General features: G+C 72.3%; 17 protein-coding genes. 9 read left to right on the top strand and 8 right to left on the bottom strand.

Translation table 11 applies throughout. From position 1 onward, the window contains the following. Positions 1-38: 38 nt before the first annotated feature. The 4 genes from ABZ641_RS04735 (at position 39) to ABZ641_RS04720 (ending at position 5,507) form a co-directional block, all read left to right on the top strand. Complete coding sequence (locus tag ABZ641_RS04735) at positions 39-2,492, top strand: ATP-grasp domain-containing protein (RefSeq protein ID WP_359979166.1); 2,454 nt, start codon at positions 39-41, stop codon at positions 2,490-2,492. Next, positions 2,489-3,730, top strand: coding sequence for an MFS transporter (locus tag ABZ641_RS04730; protein ID WP_359979164.1), 1,242 nt, complete (start codon positions 2,489-2,491; stop codon positions 3,728-3,730). Before ABZ641_RS04735 ends, ABZ641_RS04730 begins: the two co-directional genes overlap by 4 nt. A gap of 178 nt (positions 3,731-3,908) precedes the next feature. Continuing rightward, positions 3,909-4,082, top strand: coding sequence for a hypothetical protein (locus tag ABZ641_RS04725; RefSeq protein ID WP_344623883.1), 174 nt, complete (start codon positions 3,909-3,911; stop codon positions 4,080-4,082). A 204-nt stretch (positions 4,083-4,286) separates the two neighbouring features. After that, positions 4,287-5,507 carry a helix-turn-helix domain-containing protein gene (locus ABZ641_RS04720; RefSeq protein WP_344623884.1) on the top strand — a complete coding sequence of 407 codons (1,221 nt, stop codon included), beginning with the start codon at positions 4,287-4,289 and terminating at the stop codon, positions 5,505-5,507. Between the two features lie 151 nt (positions 5,508-5,658). Here the strand turns inward: ABZ641_RS04720 and ABZ641_RS04715 are convergent, their stop codons facing one another. From ABZ641_RS04715 to ABZ641_RS04700, 4 genes are all read right to left on the bottom strand, one after another. Continuing rightward, positions 5,659-6,129 carry a hypothetical protein gene (locus ABZ641_RS04715; RefSeq protein WP_344623885.1) on the bottom strand — a complete coding sequence of 157 codons (471 nt, stop codon included), beginning with the start codon at positions 6,127-6,129 and terminating at the stop codon, positions 5,659-5,661. A 329-nt stretch (positions 6,130-6,458) separates the two neighbouring features. Then, complete coding sequence (locus ABZ641_RS04710; protein WP_344623886.1) at positions 6,459-7,289, bottom strand: CHAP domain-containing protein; 831 nt, start codon at positions 7,287-7,289, stop codon at positions 6,459-6,461. Between the two features lie 75 nt (positions 7,290-7,364). Beyond that, positions 7,365-8,255 carry a peptidoglycan-binding protein gene (locus tag ABZ641_RS04705; RefSeq protein WP_344623887.1) on the bottom strand — a complete coding sequence of 297 codons (891 nt, stop codon included), beginning with the start codon at positions 8,253-8,255 and terminating at the stop codon, positions 7,365-7,367. Positions 8,256-8,589: 334 nt separating this feature from the next. Next, the gene (locus tag ABZ641_RS04700) at positions 8,590-8,754 is read right to left on the bottom strand and encodes a hypothetical protein (RefSeq protein WP_344623888.1); all 165 of its coding nucleotides are present in this window, start codon (positions 8,752-8,754) and stop codon (positions 8,590-8,592) included. Positions 8,755-9,039: 285 nt separating this feature from the next. Between ABZ641_RS04700 and ABZ641_RS04695 the strand changes: the two genes are divergently transcribed. The 3 genes from ABZ641_RS04695 to ABZ641_RS04685 all read left to right on the top strand — a co-directional run bounded on the left by ABZ641_RS04695 (position 9,040) and on the right by ABZ641_RS04685 (position 12,543). Further along, positions 9,040-9,456, top strand: coding sequence for a hypothetical protein (locus ABZ641_RS04695; RefSeq protein ID WP_344623889.1), 417 nt, complete (start codon positions 9,040-9,042; stop codon positions 9,454-9,456). A gap of 122 nt (positions 9,457-9,578) precedes the next feature. Then, a complete protein-coding gene (locus tag ABZ641_RS04690; protein WP_359979161.1) occupies positions 9,579-10,562 on the top strand; it encodes a hypothetical protein in 984 nt (327 codons plus the stop codon). A 535-nt stretch (positions 10,563-11,097) separates the two neighbouring features. Beyond that, positions 11,098-12,543 carry a glyceraldehyde-3-phosphate dehydrogenase gene (locus tag ABZ641_RS04685; protein WP_344623891.1) on the top strand — a complete coding sequence of 482 codons (1,446 nt, stop codon included), beginning with the start codon at positions 11,098-11,100 and terminating at the stop codon, positions 12,541-12,543. Between the two features lie 117 nt (positions 12,544-12,660). Here the strand turns inward: ABZ641_RS04685 and ABZ641_RS04680 are convergent, their stop codons facing one another. The 3 genes from ABZ641_RS04680 to ABZ641_RS04670 form a co-directional block, all read right to left on the bottom strand. After that, positions 12,661-13,308 (bottom strand): peptidase inhibitor family I36 protein, encoded by a 648-nt coding sequence (locus ABZ641_RS04680; RefSeq protein WP_359979159.1) that lies wholly within the window; start codon positions 13,306-13,308, stop codon positions 12,661-12,663. A gap of 116 nt (positions 13,309-13,424) precedes the next feature. Next, positions 13,425-14,456, bottom strand: a complete 1,032-nt coding sequence (locus ABZ641_RS04675) for a CU044_5270 family protein (protein WP_359979156.1) — start codon at positions 14,454-14,456, stop codon at positions 13,425-13,427. Beyond that, on the bottom strand, positions 14,453-15,070 hold the full coding sequence (locus ABZ641_RS04670) for an RNA polymerase sigma factor (RefSeq protein WP_344623894.1): 618 nt from the start codon (positions 15,068-15,070) through the stop codon (positions 14,453-14,455). Before ABZ641_RS04670 ends, ABZ641_RS04675 begins: the two co-directional genes overlap by 4 nt. A 362-nt stretch (positions 15,071-15,432) precedes the next feature. On the opposite strand from ABZ641_RS04670, the gene ABZ641_RS04665 reads away from it, so the two are divergent. Beyond that, on the top strand, positions 15,433-16,362 hold the full coding sequence (locus ABZ641_RS04665) for a cysteine/serine endopeptidase inhibitor (protein ID WP_344623895.1): 930 nt from the start codon (positions 15,433-15,435) through the stop codon (positions 16,360-16,362). A gap of 155 nt (positions 16,363-16,517) precedes the next feature. On the opposite strand, the gene ABZ641_RS04660 is transcribed toward ABZ641_RS04665, so the two are convergent. Continuing rightward, on the bottom strand, positions 16,518-16,940 hold the full coding sequence (locus ABZ641_RS04660) for a DUF5997 family protein (protein WP_344623896.1): 423 nt from the start codon (positions 16,938-16,940) through the stop codon (positions 16,518-16,520). A gap of 67 nt (positions 16,941-17,007) precedes the next feature. Between ABZ641_RS04660 and ABZ641_RS04655 the strand changes: the two genes are divergently transcribed. Then, on the top strand, positions 17,008-17,768 hold a 761-nt coding region (locus tag ABZ641_RS04655; protein WP_359979194.1), incomplete at its 3' end, for a LysR substrate-binding domain-containing protein.

The following is a 17,768-nucleotide window of genomic DNA, read 5'->3' as shown; positions in this document are numbered from 1 at the left end:
CGTCCCCCCGTACGTCTCCGGCCCCTGGAGGGGTGTAAGTGACCGACCACCTGATAGTCATCCACCGATGGACCGACCGGTACGCCGACTACGGCTCCTACGTCGACCACGGCGTCCACCGGGTCAGCTACGTGACGACTCCCCGCGCCGCGGGCTCGCTCCCGCCGGGGGCCGCCGCCGTCCGGCTGGTCGGCAGCACCGAGGACGCCAAGGAGGTGCGCGCCGCCGTCGACTCGCTGATCGCGCAGTTCGGACGCCCGGCCAGGATCGTCGCCCTGCACGAGGTGGACCTGGACATCGCGGCCGAACTGCGGGAGGAGCTGGGAGTCCCCGGCGAGAACCTGGCCGAACTCGCCCCCTTCCGCGACAAGCTGGTGATGGCCCGCCGGCTGGAGGCGGGCGGCATCCGCGTGCCCGCCACCGAGCCGGCGCCCGACCACGCCGCCGTCCGGGCCTTCGCCTCGGCACACGGCTGGCCCGTGCTGGTCAAGCCGGTGCGGGGCACCGCGAGTTCGGGAGTGACCAGGCTCGACTCCCCGGCCGCACTCGACGCCTACGCCTTCCCGCCCGGCGTCCCGATGCTGGTGCAGCCCTACCTGCCGCACGACGTCCTGCACGTGGACGGCATCGCCACCGGCGAGGGCCTCGGCGAATGGCGCGCCTCCCGCTACCTCAACACCTGCCTCGACTTCACCGCGGGCACCGCCCTTGGCTCGGTGGAACTCGACGATCCGCACCTGCTCGACGCGGTCGGCGAGTTCACCGCCAGGACGGTACGGGCGCTGTCGGACCGGCCGTGGGTCTTCCACCTGGAACTCTTCCTCTCCGGCGGGGACGGCGCCCCCGAGCTCCAGGTGCTGGAGGTCGGCGCCCGGCCCGGCGGCGCCGAGGTGCCCTTCCTCTGGAAGGAGGTCCACGGCACCGACCTGATGGCCGCGGCCTTCGCCGTCCAGACCGGCGCCGCACTGCCGCCGGCCGCCGCCCCGCAGACCTCCGGCCCCGGCGGCTGGCTGCTCGTCCCGACCCCCGCGGCACGCCCCTGCCGGGTCACCGCGGCCACGCCCCGGGCCGGCACCGCCGGGGGCCCGTACACCGAGCGCATCCCGGTGGTCGGGGAGACCCTGGCGGACCTGCCGGGCTACGAGCACTCCGGTGCCCGCTTCCGGTTCCGCGGCCGCAGCACGGCCGAGGTCGAGGCCGCGATCCTGCGCACCGCCGCCGAGTTCGACTTCCGCTGCACACCGCTCGACCCCGCGGCCCCCGCCCGGGTGGTGATCGTCGGCAACGGCGGCCGGCAGTACCGCGAGTACGCGTTCGCCGCGGCCGCCGGACACGCCGAGGTCGCCCTGGTCGGCGACACCGAACCGACCTGGCAGCTGCCCTACCTGAGCGGGCACCGCACCGCCGACTCCACCGACCCGGCCGCGCTCACCCGCGCCGTCGCCGACTGCGCGGCCGCAACGCCCGGCACCGCCGGGGTGTTCACCTGGAACGAGGTGCTGCTGGAGGCGACCGCCGAGGTGGCGGCCCGGCTCGGCCTGCCGCACATGTCGCCGGCCGCCGTGCGCAACTGCCGCGACAAGCTCAGCACCCGGCGGCTGCTGCTCGCCGCCGGCCTGCCGTCCGCGCGCTTCGCCCACGTCCACGGCCTGGAGGACGCCCTCCGGCAGGCCGAGGCGATCGGCTACCCCGTCGTGGTCAAGCCGCGCTCGCTGGCCGGCAGCGCCGGCGTGGTGCTCGCCCGCGACCCCGCGGAGCTGCGCGCGGTCCACCACCACGCGGACGGCGCCGCCTTCCCCGGCCTGGACCCGCTCGACGGCCTGGTGCTGGAGGAGTACCTCGACGGCCCCGAGATCAGCATCGACAGCGTGGTGGTCGACGGCGCCGTGCACCCGGTGAACGTCGCCCGCAAGCGGCTCGGGTTCCCGCCGTTCTTCGAGGAGGTCGGCCACCTGGTCTCGCCCTGGCGGGACGAACCGTGGGCCGACGCCCTGTGCGACCTGGTGACCGAGGCCCACCGGGTGCTCGGCGTCCGGGTCGGCGTCACCCACGCCGAGGTCCGGCTCACCGCGGCCGGCCCGCGGCTGGTCGAGCTGAACGGCCGGCTCGGCGGCGACTTCATCCCGCACCTCGGCCACCTGGCCACCGGCGTCGACCTCACCGCCGCCGCCGTGGACCTCGCGCTCGGCGCCGTGCCCGATCTGCGCCCCACCCGGGACGACTGCGCCGAAGTCCGGTTCCTCTACCCGCCGCAGGACGGCGTCGTCCGCTCGCTCGACCTGGCGGCGGCCGCGGCCGTGCCCGGCGTGGCCGAGGTGGTGCCGCTCGCCGAACCGGGCCAGCGGCTGCTGCTCCCGCCGCGCGGAGTCGTCCCCCGGCTGGCCGCGGTCATCGCCACCGGGGCCACCCCCGCCGCGTGCCAGGACGTCCTGGACCGGGCGAGCGCCCTCGTCCGGGCGGAGACCGACCCGCTGCCGGAGGACGTCCGATGAGCACGCCGACGACGACCCTGCGCAGGAGGGCGCTGGACGCCTACCTGCCCCCGTCCAGGGACGGCCGGATCTTCGCCACCACCGTGGTGATCCACTCGGCCGGCACCGGCCTCTACCTGGCCGGCGGCACCGTGTTCTTCGTCCGGGGCATCGGCCTCGGCGCGGCACAGGTCGGAGCGGGCCTGACCGTCGCCGGCCTGATCGGCTTCTTCACCACGGTGCCGGTCAGCATGCTGGGCAACCGCTTCGGCGCGCTGCGGATGCTGCGCCTCCTGCAGGTCTGGCGGGCGGTCTGGTTCTCCGCCCTCGCCTTCGCGGACAACGCGGCCACCTTCGTCCTGTTCGCCTCGCTGCTGGCGGTCGCGCAGGGCCCGACCACCCCGATGACCCAGATGGTGGTCGGCACCATCGCCGACGAGGCGGACCGGACGAAGACCTTCGCCGTCATGCGGTCGGTCTCCAACGTCGGGTTCTCGCTGGGCGCCCTGGCGGCGGCCCCGCTGCTCACCGTCGGGGACACCTGGACCTCCCGGGCGATCCTGCTGCTGGACGCGCTGTCCTTCCTGGTCGCCGCCGGCCTGCTCGGCCGGCTGAGGATCACGACGGGCGCGCCGGAGGCCAAACGGGCGCCCTGGCAGCAGGGCGCGCTCGCCGTCCTGCGGAACCGGTCGTACGCGGCGCTGACGGTGGCCAACGGCGTCCTGTTCCTGCACACCACGCTGCTGTCCATCGGGCTGCCGCTCTGGGTCATCCAGGCGACCGATGCGCCGCCGGGGCTGCTCGGCGTGCTCGTCACCGTCAACACCGTCATGGCGGTCGTCCTCCAAGTGCACTTCGCGAAGCGGGTGAAGACCTCCGCGGACGGCACCCGGGCGCTGCGCAACACCGGTCTGGTGCTGGCCGCGTGCTGCGCGGTGCTCGCCGTGGCGGGCCGGACGGGCAGCCGGACGGCGATCCTGCTGCTGGTCCTCGCCGTGGTCATGCTCACCCTCGGTGAGCTCTGGCAGGCCGTCGGGAGCTGGGAACTCTCGTACCGGCACGCGCCGGAGGACGACTGCGCGGCGTACCTCTCGGTGTTCAGCCTCGGCGGTTCGGCGGTGGGGATCGTCGGCCCGGCGGCGTTGGCGCTGGTGGTGGGCCGGGGGACGGCCGGGTTGCTCGGCCTGGCCGCGGTCTTCGTGCTGACCGCCTTCGCGGTCACGCTGATCGGTCCCGCCCTGGAGCGTTCCGAGCGGTGATCACCCTCCGCATCGGGAGTCGGTTTTGACTGCCCCAGGCATCTTGTTGCCAAAAAATGTCAACTCTTGCCAAGTCTCTGGCCTGCGACTACGTTCATTCCCGAGCCGCTCGCCCGAGGCGCGTTGACGCTGGGGCGGTCAGCGGTGATCCGTCCGTCCGCACAAAGGGTCCCGTGCAATGAAGAAGTCTCTGGTCGCCGCAGTTGTCGCCGTCGCCCTCTCGGCCGGCGCGGCACTGACCGTTGTGTCCGCCGCGTCCGCCGCCCCGGTCGGTGTGCAGGTCGTGGCCGGTTCCGACGTCGGCTCCGACGCCGGCGTCGTCGCCGTGCCCAATGACATCGACTGGCCGTAGGGTGAACCCCCGGTGTCCCGGGTGGGTGCTTTTGTCAATGATTGTCAATCCTTGACTGTCGCTGTGATAGACTGGCGCTGCTGTACGGATTTGTGAACTCCGTCACCCGCCCGGTGTGGTCCCTCGCCGAGGGTGCGACCCCGGGCGGGAAGCACCACGGCCCATCCGGTCCCCGGGCGGCGCATACAGGGGCGGTTGTGGCGGGTGTTGGATCAGCCTGAGTTCGGCCGGCGTCTGCGCCAGCTGAGGTTGCAGCGCGGGAAGTCGCAGGCGGAGCTCACCGGGCCCGGCATGTCCTCCGCCTACCTGTCGCGGCTGGAGTCCGGGGCGCGTCGTCCGACCGACCGCGCCGCCGGTTACCTGGCCGGGCGCCTGGGCGTCCCGGTCTCCGTCTTCGACGAGCCCGCCGAGCTCGACCTCGCGGACGTGCTCGCCACGCTCTTCGCGCTCTCGGGCGCCGACGGCGACGCGGAGGCGCGCGACACGCTGGCCGCCGCCCTGGCCTCCGCCGTCAACGTGGAGCCGGCCACCCGCTGGCAGGCCCTGTCGGAGCTGGCCAGGCTGCACAACTCGCTCCTCGACCACCGGGCCGAGCGCCAGACCCTGCTCGAACTCAGCAGCCTGGCGGACGAGTTGAACCGTCCGGCGCTGCAGATCCACGCGCGGCTCCGGCTGGCCCGCTGTTGCCGCCACCTCGGTGACGCCTCCTCCACCCGGAAGACCGTCCGGGAGGCGCTGGAGCTCGGCAGCCGCCACGACATCCGGGTCTCCGCGTCCGACCTCGTCCGCAGCAAGCTCATGCTCATCTCGGCGGAGGCCGAACTCGGCGACATCGCGGAGGCGGCCCGGCTGAGCGAGGAGGTCTGCGAGAGCCTCGGCGACTCCCGCGGCCCGGTGGCCGCCGAGGCCTACTGGACGGCCGCCACCGTCGCCACCCGCCAGGGCAGGTTCGCCCGCGCCAAGTCCCTGCTGGGCCAGGCGATGCGGGTGCTCGACAGCCGCGACGACATGGTGCTGTGGATGCGGCTGCGACTGGCCGCGGCCTCGCTCTCCCTCCAGGCGCTGCCGCCGCGGACGGAGGACGCCGAGTTCCTGCTGGACGCCCTCGCGCCCGCGCTCAGCCTCGTCGGCACCGGGCGGCACCGCGCGGAGTTCCTCTTCCTCAAGGCCCACCTGGCCTTCCACCAGGGCGAGCTCGAGGAGGCCCGCGAGCTCTGCGCCACGACGGCCGAGTCCAAGGACCTGCTCTCATTCCGCGACCAGATCCTCCTCCGGGTGCTCGAAGCCAGGGTGGCCGCCAGGTCAGGGGACGCGAACGCGCTCCAGCCGCTGTCCGTCCTCGCCGCCGAGGTCCAGGCCGGGGGCATGCCGGAGCTCGCCGCCGAGGTCTGGCGCGCCATCGCCGAGAGCGCCACCGCCGGGTGACCACCGCCCCGGCGCGTCCCTAGGATTGTGCCCCGCGGGCGTATCGCGCGCGTATCGCAGGCCGGACCGCCCGGACGCGCACGCCCGCTGACGCCGCGTCGGGCGCGCCCGCCCGCGCCGCGGAGCGGGCCGCGCCCGTGCCCGCCGGCCGTCAGCCGCAGTGGGAGGCCAGGGTGGACTTCTCGGCGACCTTGCTGTTGTTGGGGTCGTCGACCCGGCCGTAGACCATGATGCAGCGGTTCGCGGTGCCGGTGATCCTGGCCGGGCCGGCGTACCAGGCGAAGGTGCCGGAGTTGTGGTCGGACTGGTCGTAGTCGCAGAACTCGCCGGCCTTGGTGCCGGCCACGCAGCGCCAGATGTACACGGCCTGGTACTTGGTGACGCCCGAGGCGAAGTGGGTGTCGACGGCGGCCGCGCAGTTCGTGCCGCCGTTGGCGCTGCTGTAGTAGAGGTACAGCTCGCCGTACTTGGTGCCGGTGCCGTTGTCGGTCTTGAGGTCGTAGGTGTCGACCAGGCTGCCGCTGCACCCGTACGTGCTCGCGGCACTCGCCTGCGGTGCGGCGGCGATGCCGCCGACGAGGACGAGGCCTGCGGCGGCCAGTGCGGAGAGTGTCGTACGCATGGGAGCTCCTTGGGATCGGTGCGCGCGGAATGTCCGGGCCCGTCCCTTCTATCGATCCGGTGTAGCGCGCCCGTAGCCCGTCGATCGCGCGCGGACCGGGTCGACACCCGTGATCCACAGCGGATCTGACGGTCGAACTGGCGGCACGTCGAAGACCCGTCGGGCAAGGCGACTTGGAGAGGTCACCTGCCCGACGGGAACTTCGACGCGTGTACCGCTGCGGTTCAGGCGCACATCCTCACACCGCCGTGACCTTGCACGCTCGCGAGATCACCCCGGCTGTGAGGTCGTCCTCGGTGCGGGTGTGCCGGTGTCCTGCCGGTGGTTGCTCAGAAGTGGAGCATGTGCTGGAAGGAGTTCTCCGCGCTGCTGACCCGGAGGTTCTTGCGGGTGCCGTAGGCGAGGCGGTTGTTCCAGTTGTACTCCTCGACGTCGAAGGAGCCGTCGGCGTGGACCGCGTTGACGTAGGCGACGTGGCCGTAGTCCCCGTGGGTGTCGTTGACGGCGATGGCACCGACGGTGGGGGTGGTGTTGACGGTGACGCCGATGCGGCGGGCGGCGTCGTCCCAGGTGTTGGCGTTGCCCCAGGTGGTGCCGCCGTAGGAGTTGCTGAAGTTCGGGACGCCGAGACGGCTGGCGATGCGGTACGCCGCGAAGGCGGTGCAGTTGTTGGCGGCGAAGCCGCGGGTGCCGTGGTCGAAGTCGTTGGTGGGGCTCTCGTTGCTGCCGCCGCCGGTGCTTCCGAGGAACTGGTGAGAGGCCTCGTTGTTCTTCAGCGTGGAGTTGAGGTTGCCCTTGGCGCCGGGGGCGAAGTCCTGGCTGGCGCCGCCGTAGCCGCTGTTGAAGTAGACGCGGACGGTCTTGTCGGAGCGGTTCCACACCGATGCGGCGTTGTTCTTGACGCAGACACCCTGGCCGTTGCCGGCGCTCTTGAACTCGTAGCAGGACGGCTGGGTGGCTCCGTAGTCGCTGATGGAGCCGGTGAAGTCGGAGACCGAGCCGGCCTGGTCGCTGTTGTAGTAGAGGCAGAACTCTCCGGAGTCGCAGGATCCGTCGCGGGAGGCGGCGAAGGCGGGGGCGGAGGTGGCTCCGATGAGGGGGACGGCCATGGCCAGGGCGGTGCCGGCGATGGTCAGCGTGGTGCGTATGTTCTTCTTCAAGGCTTTCTCTTTCATGACGTGCGATCTACGGGTTCTGACGGGCTATCAGATCGTGCTCGGGTGGTGCCGGCGCGGTCAGTGGGTGCGCTGGTACTCCTCCCAGGTCTGGATGGGGATGCGGGGGCCGTCGTCGGCGGCCTGGTTGGCCAGCCCGTTGAGGCCGAGGTAGTAGTCACCGGTCTGGTGCTGGGCCTGGGTGGACAGATCGGTGTCGCTGATCGCTGCGGCGTGGATGTGCCACGGCCAGTCGCCCTGGTTGGGGTTGCGGACCCAGGCGGCGAATCCGACCTGGCGCAGTGCCTTGGCGACGGAGGTGCGGGTGCTGCTGGACATGCCGTCGACGCTGATGTCCACGACGCCGCCGCCGTCGTGGGTGCCGGCGGAGGTGGGGTCGCCGCCGGGGTTGTAGGAGCCCTGGGACAGGGTGAGCTTGAAGCCCAGGAGGCGCTCGGCTTCGGTGAGCATGTCCTGGGTGCGGGTGTTGACGGTGTATCCGTTGCGCTGCAGCTTCGCGCCGGGGCCGATCTTGTGGCTGACGGTGAACCGGCCCTGCCCGAGTGTGGCGAGGGAGGTGGCGCCGGGCAGTCCGTTGGCGTCCAGGCCGGTGTAGCCGAGGGAGCGCTGGAAGGCGGAGTAGGCGGTGATGGTGGTGGTGCCGAAGTACCCGTCCACCCAGCGGGCGTCGAGGAGACCACGGGCCTGCAGGGCCCGCTCGACGGCCAGGACCGAGTCCTTGGCTCCCGGGGTCAGCGTGCTGTCGGCCCGTCGGGGGTCGATCTGGGCGGCCTTGACGGTGGCTTCCATGTCCACCACGGGCAGCGTGGCAGCGGTGGCGGCTGCTGCCTCGGTGTTGGGCGACGGGGTGGCCGCGTGGGCCTGTGCGACGCTCATCACCAGGCCGCTCAGGACGGCGACGGCCGCGAGCAGTCGGGTGGCGGCGGTCCGGGTCTTGATGGCGGATGCCATGCGGTGGTTCCTTTCGGTTCGGTGGAGGATCTGTCCTGACCCCGTCCCGGTGTCGGGTACCGGGCGGGTGAGGGTTCTGACGGGACGGCTCCCGGCCGGGGCGGCGCTCAGCAGCACCGCCGGTCGCCGTGGCCGTCGCCGACGTCGTAGCTGCGGAGAAGGGCGGCGCCCGGCGCAGGTGCACCCGCCGCTGCCGGCCGAGCCGGTGACGGGTGCGCGTTCTGGTGACCGGTGCGAGTTCTGGTGACGGCTCGGGGAATCCGCCGAACAGTCAGCAACAGCCCTCCCGGGACCTGACGTCACGGCGGTCGCCGTGAGCCGGGGGAACGGGGGCCTACCCGGTCCAGGAGTCCGGGTACGGCGGTTTGAGGGAGGAGCCGCTGCCGCAGACGTTGTCGTGGCCGGCCGCCTGGGCGGTGCCGGGAGCGAGCACGACGCCGGGCGCGGCCACCGCCGACAGGACGGCGGCCGTGGCCGCACGGCCCGTGAGCTTTCGCAAGGGATCGGTCTCCTCTGAACGGGCTTCGGGTGGACGGGGGTTGCATCGCCGGGCCCGTGCCGGGGCCGCGATCCGTTCGAGACGCTAGGAGGTGCCGATAGCGCGCCGGTATCGGGCCGCGCCACCGGGCGGCTACGGCCGCGCTACCGCCCTTCGCCAGCATGAATGCGCCACCGGCCGCCGTGATCACCACGGCGGCCGGCATCACGAGGCGGGGACCGGACGGTCACCCGCCGAGGGCGCCGGACGTCCCGGAGCCCCGTACGGAAGGACCACAGGATCACCATGGCGATCAGGAAGTTCATCTCGGCCGCGCTCGTGGCCGGCACCGTCGTGACGGCCGGACTCGCGTCCGCCGGGAGCGCCTCCGCCTTCACCGCCGACTGCCACGGCGGCCAGGTCTGCCTCTACTACAACTCCAGCGCCCACGGCTATGGCGCCGTGTACATCCAGAACACCAGCGTGGACAACTACGCGGGCCTGACGTTCAAGGCAGGCAAGAACGGCAGCTCCGGCGCCGGTGTCGCGGTGAAGAACAACGCGGCCGCCGTGGACAACCACTGGTACGGCACGTTCAACGTCTACTACAACAGCGGCCTCGACTGCAGCGTCGCCTGCCAGGCGATCCCGATGGACACCCGCCGGGACCTCAACTCCCAGCTGAAGAACAACAACGCCTCGGGCGAGTTCGTCGGCCCGTGATCTGACGGCACCCGTCAGTACCGAGCACACGCACCGGTCCCCGGCCGCCCGCTGCGGCCGGGGACCGTGCACGGCTACCCACCCGTCCCCGCCGGCCGCGCCGTTCCGAAAGAGACCCGCCTGTGTCCAGCCGTCCCGCCCGCTCCGCCGTGATGCTCACCCTGCTGCCGCTGCTCCTGGCGGGCTGCGCGAGCGCGGCGGGCTCCGCCGACACGGACGCCGTACCGCCGAGCCCGAGGCCGAGCGTGCAGACCGCCGCGGCCCCGCCGACGCTCGCCGCGACCCCCCAGCTGGACTCGGCGAACGACCGGCCGCTGCCGCTCGACCCCTATCTGCTCGACCCGGAACAGCAGTTGGCCGTCGAGAAAGCGCAGCAGAAGCTCATCGTCCGCTGCATGGCCTCCTTCGGTCTCACGTACACCCCGCCGTCCGGCAACGGGGGCCGGCGCGACAGCGACGCCCCCACCACCCGGGTGGACTCGCGCTACGGCCACCAGAACGCGGCGCTGATGGCGAAGTGGGGTTACCACCCCGAGGGCGGACTGCGGGCGGGGGCGGGCGCGATGCCGACCGGCCCGTCGTTCTCTCCCGAGATGGAGCTCGTCCTGCGGGGGACGGCGGACGCGGCGGCACGGGCCGGGTCGGGCGGGCGGACCGTCAACGGGCGGACGGTGCCCGCGCGCGGCTGCCTCGGCGAGGCGGTCAAGGAACTGACCGGGTCCGCGGAGGGCGGGATCGGCGACACCCAGTTCGCGGACGACGCCAAGTTCACGACGTTGGACCAGTCCCGGAACGACCCGCGGACGCAGGCGGTGTTCCGTCAGTGGTCGCAGTGCATGAAGGACGCGGGCTTCGACTACGCCGACCCGCTGGCGGCCCTGGGCGACCCGCAGTGGCGGAAGTCGCCGACGCCGACGCCGCAGGAGCTGAAGGTGGCCACCGCGGACGCCGGCTGCCGGCACGCGCACAACGTGGTCGGCGTCTGGTACGCCGTCGACGCTGGCTACCAGCAGCAGGTGATCGCGGCCAACGCCGCCGCGATGGCCGAGGCGAAGGCCGCGGTCGAGAAGCAGGTGCGGGCGGCGGCCCTGGTGACGGCAGGCTGAGCGTCGCCGGTCGCCTGTGAGGTTTGCCACGGTGGCCGTCGGCCGGGCGACGACCGCCCGCGGGACGGCCGCCGCTATCTACGCGCGTCCACTCCGGGTGGGTCGAGTCTGCCGCGAGGGCGTCGGCCGTACGCGCAGCAGGTGGGGCGAGCGATCGGTGATCACTGCGCGCCCGGCGGGGGTGCGTCCGTGAAGTGAACACGGGGGTGTGTGGACCCTGTCGGTCGGGCCCGACGGGGGCCGGAGCGGGGCGTTCGTCGCGTTATGTGTTGAAGGAACCACGCGACCGATGTCCGATTTGTCGTTCAACTGGTGTCGGTCGTCGAAGTGGCGCACGGCCCGGGTGAGCTCGGCTCGGACCTGGTCGACGAGGGGCTGAGCGCTTCCGTCCGGGCGGTGCCGGGGGTGCGGCGGAACGGCCGTGCGACCTGCCCCTGGAGACAGCCGGGGGGCGAGCGTGCACGGGACCACCCAGATGATCAACAACTTTCGAAAGCTAGCATGGAGGCACCCTCCTAGCTCGAAAGATGGACTTGTGACTGTCAACGACGACGTGTTCACGGACTGGATGAACCGCGAGGAGATCGCGGAGTCGATGATCCCGATCATCGGCCGACTGCACCGGGAGAGGGACGTCACCGTCCTGCTGCACAGCCGCTCCCTGGTGAACAAGTCGGTGGTCAGCATCCTCAAGACGCACCGGTTCGCCCGCCAGATCGCCGGCGAGGAGCTCTCGGTCACCGAGACGATGCCGTTCCTCCAGGCCCTCACCACGCTCGACCTCGGTCCCTCGCAGATCGACATCGGCATGCTCGCGGCCACCTACCGGGCCGACGACCGCGGCCTGTCGATCGCGGAGTTCACCGCCGAGGCGGTCGCCGGCGCCACCGGCGGCAACAAGATCGAGCGCTCCGGTTCGCGCGACGTGGTCCTCTACGGCTTCGGCCGCATCGGCCGTCTCGTCGCCCGCCTGCTGATCGAGAAGGCCGGCTCCGGCAACGGCCTGCGGCTGCGCGCCATCGTCGTGCGCCAGGGCGGCGACCAGGACATCGTGAAGCGCGCCTCGCTGCTGCGCCGCGACTCCATCCACGGCCAGTTCCAGGGCACCATCACCGTTGACGAGGCGAACAGCACCATCGTCGCCAACGGCAACGAGATCAAGGTGATCTACGCCAACGACCCGTCGGAGATCGACTACACGGCGTACGGCATCAACGACGCCATCCTGATCGACAACACCGGCAAGTGGCGTGACCGTGAGGGCCTGTCGAAGCACCTCCGCCCCGGCATCGACAAGGTCGTGCTGACCGCCCCGGGCAAGGGCGACGTCCCGAACATCGTGCACGGCGTCAACCACGACACGATCAAGCCGGAGGAGCGGGTCCTGTCCTGCGCCTCCTGCACCACCAACGCGATCGTCCCGCCGCTGAAGGCGATGGAGGACGAGTACGGCGTGCTCCGCGGCCACGTGGAGACCGTCCACTCGTTCACCAACGACCAGAACCTGCTGGACAACTACCACAAGGCCGACCGTCGCGGCCGCTCCGCGCCGCTCAACATGGTCATCACCGAGACCGGCGCCGCCTCCGCCGTCGCCAAGGCGCTGCCGGACCTCAAGGCGAAGATCACCGGCAGCTCGATCCGCGTCCCCGTGCCGGACGTCTCGATCGCGATCCTCAACCTGCAGCTCGCCCGCGAGACCACCCGTGAGGACGTCCTCGAGTACCTCCGCGAGGTGTCGCTGACGTCGCCGCTGAAGCGCCAGATCGACTTCACCACCGCCCCCGACGCGGTCTCGAACGACTTCATCGGCTCGCGCCACGCCTCGATCGTCGACGCCGGCGCCACCAAGGTCGAGGGCGACAACGCGATCCTCTACCTGTGGTACGACAACGAGTTCGGCTACTCGTGCCAGGTCATCCGGGTCGTCCAGCACGTCTCCGGCGTCGAGTACCCGACCTACCCGGCTCCGGCGGTCTGATCCGCAGGGTCCCGGCGCACCGCGTACGGACGGAAGGGCCGGAGGCAGCAGCCTCCGGCCCTTCCGTCATGTGGGGGGTCCACCTCGACGAGGTGGACCCCGAGAGCCTTTCGGCGGCTACAGCCTGACGTAGTCGGCCTTGTCGTTCCAGTTGCCGCCGTAGACGTAGCCGATGGCGGTGAAGTCGTAGCAGCCGAGGTTGCCCAGGTTGATCTCGGGGTCGGGCTGCCAGCTGCGGTCGTCGTAGACCGTCATGCCACCGCTCTTGCGGTTGACGCAGGCGGAGCTGGCCTGGTCCCGGAACGACCAGTCGCTGAGGTTCTTGGTGCCGGCGTCCGACCAGCGCAGCATGCGGCCGGAGTAGTCGGAGTGTTCGAACAGGCAGGCCCAGCCGTAGGAGCAGTCCGCGATCGCCTGCGGCGAGAGCACGGTGTCGTTCTTGAGGGCGGGTGCCTGCTCGGCGGTCGCTGCGGCCGCGGGGTCGATGGCGGCCAGGGCCTTGTCGGCCTCGGCGAGGCTGTCGTGGCAGTACACGGCGCCGCCGGTCACCTCGGTGCACACCTTGGCGCCGCCCCAGCCCTTGGAGAGGTCGATCTTCTTGCCCTTGTAGGTGGCGATCACCGGCTTGGACGGCACCTTGTCCGGCGAGCCGGTGGACTGCTGGACACTGCCGGACGGCACGGGCGCCGCCATGGCCGCCGGAGCGGCCATGGCGAGTGCACCGGCGGCTGCGGTGGCGACGGCGAGCATACGGAACGAACGCACGGTCGAGTTCCCCCCTGTTGGACTGTCAGGACTGTGCTGACACGACCCAACCCGAGATCCGTCGCCCGCACCATCGGTCCGATACGAACCGGCCAACGATCGGCCAGATTCGATAATTAGTTTGATTTTGTGGTCGGGGCCCGGCCGGGGGCGTCGGCAAGGCCGCGGGCGACGACGGCGACCGAGGTCACCTCGTCGCCGGCCTTGCCCCAGGGGCCGTCCTTGAGCAGGACGGTGCGCTCCCCGAGCAGGCGCAGCGTCTGCTTGTCGAAGATCCATTCGGAGCGCTCGTCGTTGTGGGTGCGGGCGACGGCGATGCCGTGGCGGCCGGCAGCGTCGACGGCGTCGTCGACCGTGACCACTCCGGGAATGTGTCCGGCGGCCCGGTAGAGGGCGGCGCTGACCTCGGGCGGCGCGACCGAGCGGCGCAGCAGGTCGCCGATGCCGGTGAAGACCTCCTGGTCGGGGCCGGTGGTGGATCCGGAGCCGGTGCCGTGGTTGAGGTCGGCGTCGGCGTAGATCTGCTTGAGCAGCGCCTCGGGGTCGGTGGGCAGGGCGGCGAGGAGCTTGTAGGTGGGTGAGTTGAGTGAGCCGCCGCCGGGGGCGGGGATCTGCTTCTCGCCGCCGGTGCCGCGCTGGAGTCCGGGCCGGGTGCCGTCGACGGCGACCCACTGTTCGAGGTTCTCGGTGGTGGTGGCCCGCTGCATACCGCCACCGGGAGCCTCACTGAGCGAGGTGCTGTGGCCGACCGTCTTGACGTAGGAGTACTGGCTGTCGCGGGCCTGGGACCGGGGCTGGGTGTAGGCGGCCTGCGCGACGCGGTCCAGCAGCTGGACTGAGGCCGCGCTGGCCGGTGGGGCCTTGTCGGCCGGTGTGCCGCCGCCCTGGGTGCTCACCGCGACGGCAACGGCCGCGGCGGCGGCGACCGCGGTCACCGCGAGCAGGCGCGGCCGACGCCGTACGAGGCGGGCGGGTGCGGGAGTGGGGGCCCGGTGGTGCGGGTCGATCTCGTTCAACAGGAACTCCTTCAACGGCTCCGGTGCCATCTCCAGGTAGGGCGGGGGCGGCAGCAAGCGCGCCAACTCCTGGCGCTCACCGTGCTCGTCCCGCTCGTCCCGCTCGTCGCGGTGTCCACGTGTGGTGTTCACGGCTTCCTCCCGGCCGGCAGACGGCTGTCATCGAGGTGGTGTCCGCGGCCGCGCCGCGGTTCCACGGCTTTTCGATCCGGCGTCTCCTGCACCGCGACGCTCCGGCGAAGCTTCTCCCGCGCCCGGGACAGCCGGGAGCGCACCGTGCCCACCGGCACCCCGAGCGCCTGCGCGGCCTCCGCATAGCCCAGGCCCGACCACACCACGAGCGTGAAGACCTCGCGCTCGCTGCGCCGCAGCTGCCCGAGTGCACGGAGGGCGGCGGCGGCCGTCTCGGCATCGGCGATCCTGCCGACCACCTCGTCGGCGAAGTCCGGGACCGGCTCGCGGGCCGGCATCCTGGCCATCGCCGCGCGGTGCCGGCGGGCCGCCCGGGCGGTGTTGCGCAGCACGTTGGTGGCGATGCCGAGCAGCCAGGCCCGCGGGTTGAGGACCTCGCCGCGCAGCTTGTCCCGCAGCCGCCAGGCCTCCAGGAACGTCAGGGACACCACGTCGTCGGCCACATGCCGGTCACCGGTGGATCTGGCCGCGTGCGCGTAGACCGTGCGGGCGTGCTCGTCGAAGAGCGCGGCGAAGGCCCGGCGGTCGCCGGCCGGGTCCTGCTGACGGGGCAAGGGAGACTCCACGCTGACTTGGTGTCCGCACCGCGGCAGCGGTTCCGAGGGAATCCCCGCCGACTCCCCGGCGGCCCGGTTCGCGCGCTGTGGCCGCCGTGGCCGGACCTTGTGGCGAACTTAACGGGTGCATAAGGCTGTTCCGGCGGCGGGGGCGGCGCCGTGCTGCAGTGGGCGGGAATCGGGGGCCTTGACCTGCGGTGATGGACGGGAATTGGGGTGCGGGCGGCCAACGTGACGGCGGCGGACGGGCGTTGACCGGGTGGGTCGGGGTTGGTTATTGATGGTGACCAGTCAGTCGGGGCTGTGTGCGGATCTGCCGGGCACGACGAGACTCCACCCCCATCCCTCCAGGAGGACGCGTGCACTCCGCTCCGAAACGGATCCGCCGGCGGTGGATCGCCGCTCTGGTCGGCGCCCTGATGCTCACGGTGTTCGGCATCGGCTCGGCGCTGGCCTCGATACCGGTCGGCGAGTCCAGGACCGGCAAGATGACCTGGTACGACGACGCAGGGTACGGCGCCTGCGGGACGGCGATCAACGCGGCCGCCGAGGACCTGGTCGCCGTCTCCACCTCGTGGTGGACCTCGGCGAACCCGAACAACGACGACCTCTGCAAGGGCATCTCCGTGCAGGTCAGCTACCAGGGCAGGACGATCACCGTCCCGGTCCGGGACAAGTGCCCGTCCTGCAGCGCCGAGCACATCGACCTCAGCAAGACCGCCTTCCAGAAGCTCGCCGACCTGAACGTCGGCGTGGTCTCCGGGATCACCTGGAAGTTCGTCGGCTCCGGCGGAGGCTCCAACGGCGGTTCGGGCGGCGGCACCGGTGGTGGCACGGGCGGCGGCGGGACGACCACCCTGCCCGCCCCCACGGGGCTGCGCGCCACCGCCACCACCGCGAGCAGCGTCTCGCTCGCCTGGACGGCCGTCCAGGGCGCCTCCTCGTACGCCGTCTACCGCGGCGGGACGAAGGTCGGCACGGCCTCCGGCGCCTCGTACAGCGACACCGGCCTGAGCGCCGCCACCGGGTACCGGTACACGGTCGCCGCCGTCGACTCCGCGGGGAAGGCGGGCGCCCAGTCCGCCGCCGTCACCGCGACCACCACCGCCACCGGCGGCGGGGGCGGCGGCACGGCCTGCCCGGCGGCCTGGAGCGCGTCGAGGTCGTACGTGCCCGGTGACGCCGTCGGCTACGCGGGCCACAAGTACAGCGCCATCTACTACTCGACCGGCGCGGTGCCGAACGACCCCGGCTCCTGGGCCGTGTGGCGCGACAGCGGCACCTGCTGACGCAGTGCGTCGCCGCCGGGCCGCCGCCGTCCTCCTTCCCCTGGACGGCGGCGGCCCCGCGGCGGGCGTGCCGGGTGCCGCTGGCATGCGCGGGGCCCGTCCGGCAGGTGCCGGACGGGCCCGTGGAATGCGGTGCGGTGCCGGGGCGTGCGGCCTCAGCGGTCCTTGCGGGCGGCGGCCTGCTGGGCCTGCTTCGCCTCCTTGGCCTGCTTCTCCTTGATCCGCACGGTCTCGCGGCGGACCTCGGCCTGGATCGTGCGCTCCTTCTGCAGCCACTCCGGGTTCTCGTCCCGGAGGGCCTCGATCTGCTCGGTGGTGAGCGCCTCGCTGACGCCGCCGCGGGCCAGGCCGGAGACGGAGACGCCGAGCCGGGCCGCGACCACCTGGCGGGGGTGCGGGCCGTTGCGGCGCAGCTCCTCCAGCCACGCGGGGGGCTCGGTCTGCAGCGCGTTCAGCTCGTCACGGGAGACCACGCCCTCCCGGAATTCGTCGGGGGTGGCCTCGAGGTAGACGCCCAGCTTCTTGGCCGCCGTGGCGGGCTTCATCGTCTGGATCGTCCGGGGCTTGCGCGATGTCATAGGGACAAGGGTAAGCGAGCGGAGGCCCGCCCCGATCACGGTGGGTAGCCTGGGCTGCGTGACTGAGATGCAGGCGACTCCCTCCTCCTTCCGACTGGCGTACGTTCCGGGCGTGACCCCCACCAAGTGGGTCCGTGTCTGGGGGGAGAGGCTGCCCGACGTTCCGCTCGCGCTGGTGGCCGTTCCCGCGGAGGGCGGCACCGAGGCGCTGGTGTCCGGCGGGGCGGACGCGGGACTGGTGCGGCTTCCGGTGGACCGGACGGTGCTGAGCGCGATCCCGCTCTACACCGAGACCACGGTCGTGGTGATCCCCAAGGACCACTGGCTGGCCGCGGCGGAGGAGGTCGCGGTGGCGGACCTGGCCGAGGAGGTCGTGCTGCACCCGCTGGACGACACCATCGGCTGGGAGAGCCTGCCGGGCCTGCCCGCCTTCGAGCGGCCGGCGACCACCGCCGACGCGATCGAGCTGGTGGCGGCCGGCATCGGCGTGCTGGCGGTGCCGCAGTCGCTGGCGCGGCTCCACCACCGCCGTGACCTCACCTACCGGACGCTCGCGGACGTGCCGCAGTCGCAGGTGGTGCTCTCCTGGCGCGAGGACCGGACCACCGACCTGGTCGAGGAGTTCATCGGCATCGTGCGCGGGCGGACGGTGAACAGTTCGCGCGGCCGTGGGGCCCAGCCCCAGGAGAAGCCCGCCGCGCAGCAGAAGGCCGGTGCGAAGCAGAAGCCAGGGCAGCAGAAGACCCCGCAGCAGAAGCCGAAGCGGCCCGCGGCGGCCGGCGGCCGTGCGCGGGGCGGTGCCGGGGCCTCCGGCGGCTCGGGCGGCGC

The organism is Kitasatospora sp. NPDC007106 (assembly GCF_040634455.1).
In the GTDB taxonomy this organism is placed as follows: Bacteria; Actinomycetota; Actinomycetes; order Streptomycetales; family Streptomycetaceae; genus Kitasatospora; species Kitasatospora arboriphila.
The sequence above is the reverse complement of the archived record's forward strand: the minus strand, read 5'-3'. Positions and strand labels throughout refer to the sequence as shown.